General features: G+C 72.8%; 8 protein-coding genes. 4 read left to right on the top strand and 4 right to left on the bottom strand.

Annotated elements, in window-relative coordinates:
- The first annotated feature begins 44 nt into the window (after nucleotides 1–44).
- Together ACFHWE_RS05445 and ACFHWE_RS05440 are read left to right on the top strand one after the other, a co-directional pair.
- Nucleotides 45–2099, top strand: a complete 2055-nt coding sequence (locus ACFHWE_RS05445) for an MDR family MFS transporter (RefSeq protein WP_416599495.1) — start codon at nucleotides 45–47, stop codon at nucleotides 2097–2099.
- Nucleotides 2100–2197: 98 nt separating this feature from the next.
- On the top strand, nucleotides 2198–3340 hold the full coding sequence (locus tag ACFHWE_RS05440; RefSeq protein ID WP_416599494.1) for an acetyl-CoA C-acetyltransferase: 1143 nt from the start codon (nucleotides 2198–2200) through the stop codon (nucleotides 3338–3340).
- A gap of 57 nt (nucleotides 3341–3397) precedes the next feature.
- Here ACFHWE_RS05440 and ACFHWE_RS05435 read toward each other — a convergent pair whose 3' ends face one another.
- The 3 genes from ACFHWE_RS05435 to ACFHWE_RS05425 all read right to left on the bottom strand — a co-directional run bounded on the left by ACFHWE_RS05435 (nucleotide 3398) and on the right by ACFHWE_RS05425 (nucleotide 8622).
- On the bottom strand, nucleotides 3398–4825 hold the full coding sequence (locus ACFHWE_RS05435; RefSeq protein WP_416599493.1) for an FAD-binding oxidoreductase: 1428 nt from the start codon (nucleotides 4823–4825) through the stop codon (nucleotides 3398–3400).
- Nucleotides 4826–5425: 600 nt separating this feature from the next.
- Entirely contained in the window at nucleotides 5426–6646 is a 1221-nt protein-coding gene (locus ACFHWE_RS05430) for a winged helix-turn-helix domain-containing protein (RefSeq protein WP_416599492.1), read from the bottom strand.
- Nucleotides 6647–6666: 20 nt separating this feature from the next.
- Entirely contained in the window at nucleotides 6667–8622 is a 1956-nt protein-coding gene (locus ACFHWE_RS05425; protein ID WP_416599491.1) for an acyl-CoA dehydrogenase family protein, read from the bottom strand.
- A gap of 296 nt (nucleotides 8623–8918) precedes the next feature.
- Here ACFHWE_RS05425 and ACFHWE_RS05420 point away from each other — a divergent pair, with 296 nt between their 5' ends.
- Both ACFHWE_RS05420 and ACFHWE_RS05415 read left to right on the top strand, forming a co-directional pair.
- Complete coding sequence (locus ACFHWE_RS05420; protein WP_416599490.1) at nucleotides 8919–9731, top strand: exodeoxyribonuclease III; 813 nt, start codon at nucleotides 8919–8921, stop codon at nucleotides 9729–9731.
- A complete protein-coding gene (locus tag ACFHWE_RS05415) occupies nucleotides 9728–10627 on the top strand; it encodes a ribokinase (RefSeq protein ID WP_416599489.1) in 900 nt (299 codons plus the stop codon). Before ACFHWE_RS05420 ends, ACFHWE_RS05415 begins: the two co-directional genes overlap by 4 nt.
- Nucleotides 10628–10649: 22 nt before the next feature.
- Here ACFHWE_RS05415 and argS read toward each other — a convergent pair whose 3' ends face one another.
- Nucleotides 10650–12395, bottom strand: coding sequence for an arginine--tRNA ligase (argS, locus tag ACFHWE_RS05410; protein ID WP_416599488.1), 1746 nt, complete (start codon nucleotides 12393–12395; stop codon nucleotides 10650–10652).
- Nucleotides 12396–12489: the final 94 nt, after the last annotated feature.

Raw genomic sequence — 12489 nt, 5'->3', positions numbered from 1 at the left:
TCCGGTTCCTAGGGTGGAGGCGCACCCGAGCCGAGGGGGAGAGCATGGCCCGAGACGAGGCGGGGCACGGCGGGATCCGAGGAGGCCGCCGTCGGCGCCGGGAGCACGACGGGAGCCGTATCGCGGTGATCATGGTCGCGCTCATGCTCACGGTCCTCCTCGCGGCCCTGGACCAGACGATCGTCTCCACGGCGCTGCCGACGATCGTGTCCGGCCTCGGCGGCCTCAACCACCTGTCCTGGGTGATCACCGCCTACCTGCTCGCCGTCACCGCCAGCACCCCGCTCTGGGGCAAGCTCGGCGACCAGTTCGGCCGCAAGAACCTCTTCCTCGTCTGCATCGCGGTCTTCCTCGCCGGGTCCGCCCTGTGCGGAACCGCCCAGAGCATGCTCCAGTTGATCCTGTTCCGGGGGCTCCAGGGCATCGGCGGCGGCGGGCTCATGGTGCTGGCGTCGGCGATCATCGGCGACGTCGTCTCCCCACGCGAGCGCGGCCGCTACCAGGGCTGGTTCGGCGCGGTCTTCGGCGTGGCCAGCGTGGCGGGCCCGCTGCTGGGCGGGTTCTTCGTCGACCACCTCTCCTGGCGCTGGGTCTTCTACGTCAACCTGCCGATCGGCCTGGTGGCGTTCCTGGCCGTCCTGCTGGTCCTGCCCCGTGTCCGGCCCGGGAGCAGGCAGCGCGTCGACTACGCCGGGATCGTCCTCCTCGCGGCGACCGCGGTGTGCGTGACCCTCGTGGCCTCCTGGGGCGGCAGCGTCTACCCCTGGTCCTCACCGGAGGTCATCGGCCTGGGAGCGGCCGCCCTGGTCCTGGGCGCGGGCTGGTGGTGGACCGCTCGCCGCGCGGACGACCCCGTCATGCCGCTCGGCCTGTTCACCAACCGGATCATCGCCGCGTCGATGGCCCTCGGTTTCTGCACCGGCTTCGCCATGCTGGGGTCGCTGGCCTTCATCCCCATGTTCCTCCAGGTGGTGCACGGCCTGTCGCCCACGGCCTCCGGGCTGTACCTGCTGCCGATGGTGCTGGGCCTCTTCCTCACCTCGCTCGGGAGCGGGCACCTGATCACCCGCACCGGGCACTACAAGCTCTTCCCCATCGCCGGGATGGTGCTGGTGACGGCAGCGCTGCTCCTCATGTCCAGCCTCGGCCCGGACACCCCCGACCCGGTCATGGGCCTGTTCTTCCTCACCCTCGGGGTGGGGCTGGGCCTGGTGATGCAGGTGGTGGTCATCGTCGCGCAGAACGCCGCCGCCTACCGCGACCTGGGGGTCGCCACCTCCTCCGTCACGTTCTTCCGCTCCGTGGGAGGGGCGTTCGGCACCGCGGTCTTCGGATCGGTGTTCGCCGGGCGGTTGGCCGCCAACCTCGCCACGCGCGCCGGCCAGATCGACCTCCCGGCCGGGGTGAGCGTCGCCGATCTGGAGAGCGACCCGCGCGGTCTCGACCGGCTGGCCCCGCAGACGCAGGCGTCCTTCCTCCAGGCCTACGCCGACGCGATCGACGTCGTCTTCCTGTGCGCGGTACCCGTCGGGGTCCTCGGGTTCGCCATCGCGCTGTGCCTCAGACAGATCCCGCTGCGCACCACCATCGACGCCCCCGACCTGGACGAGTCGGTCCCCCCGGTGGTCTCCGGGGGCCGCAGCGCCCTCGCGCACGTGGAGCGCGAGGTCTACCGGGCATGCGGCAGGGAGGGCGCGGAGCAGATGTACGAGCGCCTGCGCGAGGCCGCCGGGCTGGAGGTCTCCCCGCGCGCGTGCTGGGTGCTGAGCCATCTCGGGGTCACCGGGCCGCTGCGCCCCGACGAGCTGGCGCGGATGTCCGGGATCGCCGCCGACCGCTGGAAGCCCGTCCACGCGGAGCTCTTGGAGGCGGGCTACCTGGTCGGCGAGGGGGAGGCCTGGGCGCTCGGACCGGCCGGCGTGCGGGCGGCGCGGAGCGTCTTCGACGCCCAGCGCACGGCACTGCGCTCCCTGCTGACCGACTACGCGCCGCAGGAGCACCCAGAGGTGGTGGCCGCCCTGGAGCGGATGACCGCGGACACCCTGGGGGACGAAGGGGACGCCGCGGCCCTGGGGAGGGGAGCCTCCGGGGCCGGCTGACCCGGTGGAACACGAAGGCGGCGCGGAGGGCACTTGTCAGCGCGCCAAAACCGAATACAGTTCGGTTCAGTGATGCCGTCCAGTGCTTGGAGGACCCCGTGGCCGAGGCCTACATCGTCGGCGCAGTACGCACCCCCGTCGGAACCAGGAAGGGCGCGCTGGCCGCCGTGCACCCCGCCGACCTGGGCGCCCACGTACTCAAGGAGCTCGTGAACCGTACCGGGGTGGACCCGTCCGCGGTCGAGGACGTCATCATGGGCTGTGTCGCCCAGGTGGGACCGCAGGCCCTCGACATCGCCCGCACCGCCTGGCTCTCCGCCGGGCTGCCCGAGACCGTCCCCGGCGTCACCATCGACCGCCAGTGCGGCTCCTCCCAGCAGGCCGTGCACTTCGCCGCCCAGGGCGTCATGTCCGGAACCCAGGACCTCGTCGTGGCCTCCGGCGTGGAGAACATGGGCATGGTCCCCATGGGTGCCAACGCCCAGTTCGCCCTCGACCACGGCCTCAGCCTGTTCGGCGACGGCTGGGCCGAGCGCTACGGCTCCCAGGAGATCTCCCAGTTCCGCGGCGCCCAGCTCATGGCCGAGAAGTGGGGCTACAAGCGCGAGGACATGGAGAGGTTCGCGCTGGAGAGCCACCAGCGTGCGGCCAGGGCCGTCGTCGAGGGCCGCTTCGACGACCAGGTCGCCCCGCTGGCCGGTGTCACCATGGACGAGGGCGTGCGCGCCGACACCACCCTGGAGAAGATGGCGGGCCTCAAGCCGCTGCGCGAGGGCTGGGACCTGACCGCCGCCGTGGCCAGCCAGGTCTCCGTCGGCGCGGGCGCCGTCCTGCTCGCCTCCGAGGCCGCGGTGGAGCGTCACGGGCTGACCCCGCTGGCCCGGATCGTGCAGTTGTCCCTGGTCGGCGACGACCCGGTGTACATGCTCACCGCCCCGATCCCCGCCACGAGGATCGCGCTGGACAAGGCCGGGCTGGGCATCGACGACATCGACGTCACCGAGATCAACGAGGCCTTCGCCCCCGTCCCCATGTCCTGGATCGACGAACTGGGCGCCGACCCGGCCAAGGTCAACCCCAACGGCGGCGCCATCGCCCTGGGCCACCCGCTGGGCGCCACCGGAACCATCCTGATGACCAAGCTGGTCAATGAACTGCACCGCTCCGGCGGCCGCTACGGCCTCCAGACCATGTGCGAGGGCGGCGGCCAGGCCAACACCACCATCATCGAACGGGTCTGAGGCCCTTACCGCTCCGCGTGCGGCCGCATGGCCGCACGCGGACGGTTCTCCTTCGGATCACGCCCCCCGGCGGGGCTCCGGCGGCCGACACCCGGCGGGTGCCGGCCGGATGTTGTGGTTGCGGTGGAAGACGTTGTCCGGGTCGAACTCCCGCTTGACCTCGGTCAGGCGCCGGTGGTTGTCCAGGCCGCGCCCGGCTACGACGCGCTCGGAGTCCTCGTCGCCGACGAAGTTGAGGTAGACGTCGCCGGTCCGCCAGGGGGCGGTGTCCTCGCGCACGCCGTGCACCCAGTCGCGGGCGCGCCGGTCGCCGGCCGCGTCCTCCCACATCGCCAGCGGGTGCACCGCCCACGCGGAGTGCCGCCACGGCACGGGGTAGTCCGTCTTTGGCCGGTCCATCGCGCCGCCGAACGGGAAGAGGACGTGCTGCGTCGGTGAGGGGATCGGCATCCCGTGGGCACGGGCGCAGAAGCGCTCGATGAACTCGTCCGGCAGCGAGTCCATGTTCTCCACCGACCAGTAGTTGCGGTATCCGGGCGGGTCGTCCAGGGCCTGCTGCGCCTGCGCGTAGGGCATCCCGGTGAGCATCCCGGCCGCCGGACCCATCCGGGTGAGCGGAGCGGCCAGGTCCCGGAGCATCCGCTCACCGCCCGCACAGGACAGGACGACCGCGCACACCAGGGTGCCGACCAGCTCGTCGGGGACGAACGGCTCCGGCTGCGGGACCAGGTAGATGACGCCGCCACCGAGTTCGTCCGGGGCCTGCTCCATCAGGTCGCGGTACGTGCGGACCACGGCGGGGCCGTCGTCGGGGCGGAAGAGGAGCAGCCCGAGCGAGAAGCTCGGCAGCGGGTGGAGGCGGAAGACCAGCCGGGTGGCGACACCGAAGTTGCCGCCGCCGCCGTGCAGCGCCCAGAACAGCTCCGGGTTCTCTCCCGCCGAGGCGCGCACGCGGTCGCCCCCGGCGGTCACCAGGTCCGCTTCGAGCAGGTTGTCGCAGGCCAGACCGAACTTGCGCTCCAGCCACCCCGACCCTCCGCCGAGCGCGAACCCGGCCACGCCGGTGGTCGAGACCCGGCCGCCCGTGGTGGCCAGCCCGAACGGCGCGGTGGCCGCGTCCAGGTCGCGCATGAGGGCGCCCCCGCCGACCCGGGCCTCCATGGCCTCGGGGTCCACCGTCACCGAGCGCATACGGCACAGGTCGATGACCAGGCCGCCGTCGGTGAGCCCCATGCCCGCGACGCTGTGCCCGCCGCCGCGCACGGCGATCTCCCTCCCCTCCTCGCGCGCGTACGCGACACAGCGGCGCACGTCGTCGACGCTCGCGCACTGGGCGATGGCGGCCGGGCGCAGGCCGATCATGCTGTTGAAGACGGATCGGGAGTCCTCGTAACCGGTGTCTCCGGGGGTGAGCACGGGGCCGGTCAGCCCGGAGCGCAGCGCTTCGAGTGCGGTTTCCGACATCGCCGCCTTGAGCCGGGTCATGGCCGTCCCCCTCGCCTTGGCGGAACGGGGACGGTACCGCACGGGGTGTGCGTGCCGCTCCCTCTCGCCTCCTCTCCAGCCTAGACCCGCGACCCGCCGTGAGATAAGTCCGTTTTAAACCAAAATCGCCTGCTCATGCGTGGTGGATGGAGTGGCGTGGGACCTCCTCCGGGATGCGCTGATCGCCCCCGCAGAGGGAACTCCGGGGCGTAGGCTTTTCCCGTGGATCGAACAACGCACGAGTCGCAGGCACTGCGGGACGCGCTCTCCCGGGCGGGTCTGCTCGACACCTCGGGAGAGCCGCGGGAACGCCCGGACGGGACCGCCTTCGAGAGGACCCGCGAGGCCGCGGGCCGGGGGCGTCTCTGGCGGACCCCGTGTCCCAGGGCCGGGGCAGAACCCACCCGCGTGGCAGGCGGCTCACCGAGCGCCTTCGCGGCAGAGGCGACGTCCGCCTGTGCACCGACCGGACCATGCAGATGACCAGAGGAGGCGGACCGGCCGGACCCTGAGCGTGAGGGCAGTGGCCATGCCGGACCCCGCGCGTCTCGCCGAACTGACCGGGCTCTCCTCCCGCTCAGGGGCCGGGGGTGGACACCGCTAACCGAGCGCCGGGCCGCCCACGCCCCTCTCCAGGCCCAGCCAGGCGGCCATCGCGGACAGCTCCTCGACCAGTTCGGGCACGGTCTCGGCGGGGGCGTCCTCCTCCAGCGTGATCCGCCGCGCCAGCAGCACCCCGGCGGCACGGTCCGCCTTGAGGTCCACCCGCGCCACCAGCCGGTCGCCCAGCAGGAACGGCAGCACGTAGTAGCCGTGCACCCGCTTGGCCGCGGGCACGTAGATCTCCAGCCGGTAGCGGAACCCGAACAGCTCCTCGGCGCGGCCGCGCGTCCACACCAGGGAGTCGAACGGGCTGAGCAGGGCGCGCGCCGCCACCCGGCGCGGGATCCGCGCACCGGAGTGCAGGTAGGCGGTCCGCTCCCAGCCCTGGACGCGCACCGGGACCAGCTCCCCGGCGTCCACCAGGTCGGCCACGGCGCGCTTGGACGCCGCGGCCTCCAACCGGAAGTAGTCCCGTAGGCAAGGCTCGGTCGCCACCCCGTGCGCTCGGGCCGCGATCGTCACCAGCTCCCGGTGGGCCTCCTCCGGATCGGGCACCGGGGTCCCGTGCAACCCCTCCGGCAGCACCCGTTCGGTGAGATCGTAGCGGCGCTCGAACTGGGCGTTGCGCCCGTCGGCCATGACGTCGCCCACCCAGAACAGGTACTCCAGGCACTGCTTGACCTCGGACCAGTTCCAGCCCCAGTGCTCCTTGGTGCGGGGGGCGTCGTGGGCCATCGCGGCCTCGACCTCGCGGGCGGTGGCCGGGCCGATCCGGGCCACCTCCTCGTGCACCGCCCTGATCAGCTCCGGACTCTCCCGCAGGGCGCCGTTGCGCCAGTCCCGGCCGGTGCTGGCGCGGTTGCGCTCCATCCGGAAGCGCATCAGTTGCCGGGTGGCGGGCGGCACCAGGCTGGCCTCGTGCGCCCAGCACTCCACCAGGCGGGCGGCGCTCCCGCCCGCGCGAGTGGTGACGGCCCGGTCCAGCAGGGCGGTGTCGTAGCCGCCTAGCCGGGCGAACACCGGCAGGTACTGGCTGCGGGCGAGAACGTTCACGCTGTCGATCTGCACCATGCCCACCCTGCGCACCACCCGTGCCAGGTGGGTGAGGGTGGGCCTGCCGCCGGGGCGCGGGTCGGCGAAGCCCTGGGCGGCCAGGGCCGTCCGGCGCGCCTGGGCGAGGGAGAGCCGCGCGTCGCGGCGCGGGGAGGGTTCTGCCATCCGCCCACGCTAACCGCCGCCTACGACGCTCCGCCCATCCTCCGGTGCCGGTCCGAGACCCACGGCGGGCCGGGCTCGGCCGGGCCGATGAGCGGGCCCGGCAGCGACGGGTCGAGGACCCCCTCCTCCAACCAGGTGTAGGAGCCGTCCATCAGGCGGCGGGAAAGCTTGCCGTCCACCTCGTCGGTGTTGGACCACAGCCCCTCGAAGAGGGCGTTCGTGCGCAGCCGCGCCTGGCGGCAGAACACGTCGGCCAGCTCCAGCGGGGTGTCACCGCGCTCGTGGTGGGCGTCGGCGTCGTGGCGGGCGCGCACGACCACCGCGCTCATCGCGAACAGCTCCGCGCCGATGTCCACGATCCGGCCGAGGAAGCCCTGCTTGGCCTCCATCCGGCCCTGCCACCGCGACATCCCGTAGAACGTGGAGCGGGCGAGCCGCCGCGACGCGCGTTCGACGTAGCGCAGGTGCGGAGCGAGCGGGCCGAACCCGGCGAACGCGGACGGCCGCTGTCCGCGGCCCACGAGCAGGGTGGGCAGCCACGAGGCGTAGAACCCGCCCGCCCTGGCCAGGGCCCGCGCCTTGTCCGCGCGCTCGGTGTCCGGGTCGATGAGGTCGCCCGCCACCGACAGGTGCGCGTCCACCGCCTCGCGCGCGATGAACAGGTGCATGATCTCGGTCGAGCCCTCGAAGATCCGGTTGATCCGCAGGTCGCGGAGCTGCTGTTCGGCGGGGATCCCGCGTTCGCCGCGCGCCGCCAGGGACGCGGCGGTCTCGTAGCCGCGCCCGCCGCGGATCTGGACGAGTTCGTCGGCGATGGCGCAGCCGTGCTCGGACGCCCACAGCTTGGCGATCGCCGCCTCGATCCGGATGTCGGTGTGCCCGTCGTCGGCGAGCCGGGAGGAGAGTTCGAGCATCGCCTCCATGGCGTAGGTGGTGGCGGCGATGTAGGAGATCTTCTTGGCGACCTCCTCGTGCCGGCCCACCGGGCGGCCCCACTGGACGCGTTCGCGGGACCACTCGCGGGCGATCCGGGTCGACCACTTGCCCGCGCCCACGCACAGGGCGGGCAGGGACAGCCGTCCGGTGTTGAGCGTGGACAGGGCGATCCGCAGCCCCTGGCCCTCCTCACCGACGCGGTGGGCGGCCGGGACGCGCACCCCGTGCAGCCGGGTGACGCCGTTCTCTATGCCGCGCAGGCCCATGAACCGGTTGCGGTGCTCCACGGTGATGCCGGGTGAGCCGCCCTCGACCACGAAGGCCGTGATGCCGCCCCGGTGTCCGGGCCGCCGGGGCACACGCGCCATGACGATCAGGAGGTCGGCGACCACACCGTTGGTGGTCCACAGTTTGACCCCGTCGAGGACGTACCCGCCGCCGTCGTCGGTGGGGGTGGCGGTGGTGCGCAGACGCGCCGGATCGCTGCCGACGTCCGGTTCGGTGAGCAGGAAGGCGCTGATGTCGCCGCGGGCGCAGCGCGGGAGGAAGGCCCGTTTCTGCTCCTCGGTGCCGAACATCGAGACGGGTTGGGGGACACCGATCGACTGGTGTGCGGAGAGCAGGGCGCCGATCGCGGGGGACAGCGATCCGATCATGGTCAGGGCGCGGTTGTAGTGGAGCTGGCCCAGACCGAGGCCGCCGTACTCGACGGGGATCTTCATGCCGAACGCGCCGATCCCGCGCAGGCCGTCGACGACCTCGTCGGGGATGCGCTCGTCGCGTTCGATGCGCTGGGGGTCGATCCGCCCGCAGAGTTCACGGAGCCGCGCGAGGAAGGCGTCCCCGGCCGCCGCGACGGTCTCGTCGGGTGAGGTGAGGGGGTGGATCAGGTCCAGGCGGAGCCGCCCCAGGTAGAGCTCCTTGGCGAAGCTCGGCCGGGTCCACTCGCGCTCACGGGCCTGTTCCGCCGTGGCGCGCGCCCGCCGCTCGTCCACGTCGGACGTGTGGGCGGGGGTGGTGCCGGGTTCGGTGGTCGGCATGGCGGATCACCTCGTCGAGGAAAAGGGTCGCACGGGTCCGGTGGCTTCCCGTGTGCGGACTCTTACCCTGAGTGGTGGTGTCTGACCCCCGCCGATCCGGTATGTGGCCTGTTCAGCGGCTCTTTCAGAGAAAACCTTGGCGGCGTGCGAACCCTCAGGGGGGTTGGCACGTCCAAGAAGTCGCGACGCAGGGCGCATGTGCGCCGGGGGTCGCACGACCCTGGTGCGGAGGACGGCCGCACCAGGGTTTCCCCTTGTCCGGGGCGGGTGTCGGTGCCATGCCCTAGCCTTGCCCTGTGCGTATCGCGACATGGAATGTGAACAGCGCCCGGGCCAGGGCCGAGCGGATCGGTGCGTGGCTGGACCGAAGTGACGTCGACGTCCTCGCCGTCCAGGAGACCAAGGCCCGGGACCACCAGTTCCCCGCCTCCGTCTTCACCGACCGCGGCTACGAGGTGGCGCACTTCGGCCTCTCCCAGTGGAACGGTGTCGCGATCGCCTCCCGCGTCGGTCTGGAGGACGTCCGCAAAGGCTTCCCCGGCCAGCCCGGGTACGGGGACCCCGAGGAGGTCGAGGCGCGGGCGATCGGCGCCCTGTGCGGCGGGGTGCGGGTGTGGAGCCTGTACGTGCCCAACGGCCGAGAGATCGACCACCCCCACTACGCCTACAAACTGCGCTGGCTGGAGGCGCTGCGCGAGGCCTCCGCCGCCGACCTGGCCGCCGACCCGGACGTGCCGATCGCCCTCGTGGGCGACTTCAACATCGCGCCCCAGGACGACGACGTGTGGGACATGGCCGAGTTCGAGGGGAGGACGCACGTCACCGCACCCGAGCGGGCGGCCTTCCGCGCCCTGGTCGGGGCCGGGTTCGACGAGGTGGTCCGCGAGTACGCCCCAGGGCCGGGCGTGTACACCTACTGGGACTACAAGGCGCTGTCCTTCCCCAAGCGCAAGGGCATGCGCATCGACTTCGTGCTCGCCTCCCCGGCACTGCGCGCCAGGGTCACCGACGCCCGCATCGACCGCGAGGAACGCAAGGGCAAGGGCGCCTCCGACCACGCCCCGGTGATCGTCGAACTGGACGGCGACGGGGCGGGGACCGACGTGTGAGCGCGCCGCGGATCGCCGTGTTCGGCAGCGTGAACATGGACCTGGTGGCCTACGCAGACCGGGTGCCCTCCGCCGGTGAGACCGTCACCGGAACGGAGTTCCGCCAGGTGCCCGGCGGCAAGGGCGCCAACCAGGCCGCCGCCGCCGCCCGCGCGGGCGCCCGCACGGCCTTCCTCGGCGCGGTCGGCGACGACGCCTTCGGGGACCGGCTGCGCGACAGCCTCGTCGACAGCGGGATCGACGTGTCCGGCCTGCGCACGGTGCCCGGACCCTCCGGGGTGGCGCACATCGCCGTGGACGGCGGCGGCGACAACCGGATCATCGTGGTCCCGGGCGCCAACGGCGGGGTGCGCGCCGTCTCGGACGGCGACGCGCGGACCATCGAGGGCGCCGCCGCCCTGCTGCTCCAGCTCGAACTGCCGATGGCGGCGGTCGTGTCCGCGGCGCGCACCGGTGCCGCCCTGGGCGTGCCCGTCCATCTGACCCCGGCCCCCGTCCGCGAGCTGCCCGACGCACTGCTGGAGTGCGTGGACGTGCTGGTGCCCAACCAGCACGAGGCCGCTGCGCTCACCGGCCGCACCGAGCCGGAGGCGGCCCTGGCTGCGCTGCTGGAGCGGGTGCCGGAGGTGTTGCTCACCCTGGGCGGCGACGGCTCCCTGTTCGGGCGGCGCGGCACCGAACCGGTGCACGTCCCGGCATACCCGGTGCGGCCGGTGGACACCACGGCGGCCGGCGACACCTACTGCGGTTCCTTCGCCGTGGCGCGCGCGGAGGGGCGTCCGTTGGAGGAGGCCATGCGCTTCGCCGCCGCTGCGGCCGCGCTGTCGGTGCAGCGGCCGGGGGCGAGCGCGTCGATGCCCGCGCGTTCCGAGGTCGAGGCGCTCCTCGCCGGATGATCCGGGCGGAGCGCCCCGCACCCTACATGTGTTCGGGGGCCTCCACACCGAGCAGGTCCAGCCCCTGGACCAGGACCCGCAGAGCCGTCGCGACCAGCGCCAGCCGCGACTCGCGCAGCTCGTCGGTCTCGGCGGTGAGCACCGGGCAGTGCTCGTAGAACGCCGTGAGGGCCTGGGCGAGGTCGAACAGGTACGCGCACAGTCGGTGCGGGTGGAGCAGGTCGCCCGCCTGCGCCACGGTCCCGCCGAAGGCCAGGAGCTTCAGGGCCAGGTCGCGCTCGGCGGGCTCCCCGACGGTGATGGCGCCGCGCGCCTGCTCCGGTGCCAGCCCGCCCTTGCGGAAGATCGAACGGATCCGCGCCTGCGCGTACTGGAGGTAGGGCCCGGTGTTGCCGGTCAGCGCCAGCATGCGGTCGAAGTCGAACGTGTACTCGGTGTCGTGGGAGACCGACAGGTCCGCGTACTTGACCGCGCCGATGCCGACCATCTCGGCGATCGCGGCCCGCTCCGCCTCGTCCAGGTCGGGGCGGCTCTGGGCGACGACCGCCGAGGCGCGCTCCACGGCCTCCTCAAGCAGCGCCATCAGCCGGATCGACGCGCCGCTGCGGGTGCGCAGGATCTTGCCGTCGGAGCCCAGCACGTTGCCGATCTGCACGTGGACGGTCTCCACGTGCTCGGGCAGCCAGCCCGCCTCGCGCGCCGCCGCCCACACCATCTTGAAGTGCAGGGCCTGTGGGGCGCCGACCACGTACACGATGCGGTCGGCCTTGAGGTCGTCCACGCGGTGGCGGACGGTGGCCAGGTCGGTGGTGGCGTAGCCGTAGCCGCCGTCGCTCTTACGGACGATGAGCGGCACCGGTTTGTCCTCGCGGCCGGTGAACTCGTCGAGGAACACGCACAGGGCGCCGTCGCTGACCTCGGCGATGCCCTTGGCCTCCAGCTCGTCGCACACGTCGGCGAGCATGTGGTTGTAGGTGCTCTCCCCGGCCAGGTCGTCGTCGGTGAGGGTCACCTTGAGCGTGGAGTAGACCTTGTTGAAGTAGGCCCGGGACAGGCCGACCAGCTCGCGCCACAGCCGCAGGGAGTCCTCGTCGCCGCCCTGGAGCGCCACCACGCGGCGGCGGGCGCGCGCGGCGAAGTCGTCGGCGCCGGGGCCGGATGAGTCGAACTTGGCCCGCGCCGCCTGGTAGAAGGCGTTGGGGTCGGTGGTGACCAGGCGGGCCTCGTCGGAGGCCTCGCCGACCTCCAGCAGGTGCTCGATGAGCATGCCGAACGGGGTGCCCCAGTCGCCGATGTGGTTCTGGCGGACGACGTTGTGGCCCAGGAACTCCAGGGTGCGGGCCAGGGAGTCGCCGACCACGGTCGTGCGCAGGTGACCGACGTGCATCTCCTTGGCCACGTTGGGCGCGGAGTAGTCGAGCGGGATGTTGAGCGCGTCCTGTTCGGGTACGCCCAGGCGGGGGTCGTCGAGCAGGGCGCGGGCCTGTCCGGCGATCCAGTCGTCGCGCAGGGTCAGGTTGATGAAGCCGGGCCCGCTGACCTCGACGCCGTCGCAGACGTCGGCCACGTCCAGGTGCTCCATGATCGCCGCGGACACCTCGCGCGGCTTTCGGCCCAGGCGCTTGGCCAGGGCCAGTGCGGCGTTCGCCTGGTAGTCGGCGAACTGGGACGGGCGGATGACGGGGTCGGTGTCGGCGAACTCGGGGCCGAAGGCGGCGCCGAGGGCGGACTGGACCCGTCGCGAGAGTACTTCCTGCGGGTCGGCCATGCCCCAAGCGTACCGACCGGACCGTGCTTTCCGGCCCGGCTTGCGGTGCGGGGCGGCGTCCCCCGCGCGGTCCGGGCCGTGGCCGCGGTGTCCC

Origin of the sequence: Nocardiopsis sp. LOL_012 (assembly GCF_048060475.1) — a bacterium.
Classification (GTDB): domain Bacteria; phylum Actinomycetota; class Actinomycetes; order Streptosporangiales; family Streptosporangiaceae; genus Nocardiopsis.
This window is presented reverse-complemented; position numbering and strand designations above follow the sequence as displayed.

What these genes read in the sequence shown, in the direction of transcription:
- ACFHWE_RS05445 (WP_416599495.1), top strand. Translation starts at nt 45, where the DNA reads ATGGCCCGAGACGAGGCGGGGCACGGCGGGATCCGAGGAGGCCGCCGT.
- ACFHWE_RS05435 (WP_416599493.1), bottom strand. Translation starts at nt 4,825, where the DNA reads ATGACCCGGCTCAAGGCGGCGATGTCGGAAACCGCACTCGAAGCGCTG.
- ACFHWE_RS05430 (WP_416599492.1), bottom strand. Translation starts at nt 6,646, where the DNA reads ATGGCAGAACCCTCCCCGCGCCGCGACGCGCGGCTCTCCCTCGCCCAG.
- ACFHWE_RS05425 (WP_416599491.1), bottom strand. Translation starts at nt 8,622, where the DNA reads ATGCCGACCACCGAACCCGGCACCACCCCCGCCCACACGTCCGACGTG.
- argS (WP_416599488.1), bottom strand. Translation starts at nt 12,395, where the DNA reads ATGGCCGACCCGCAGGAAGTACTCTCGCGACGGGTCCAGTCCGCCCTC.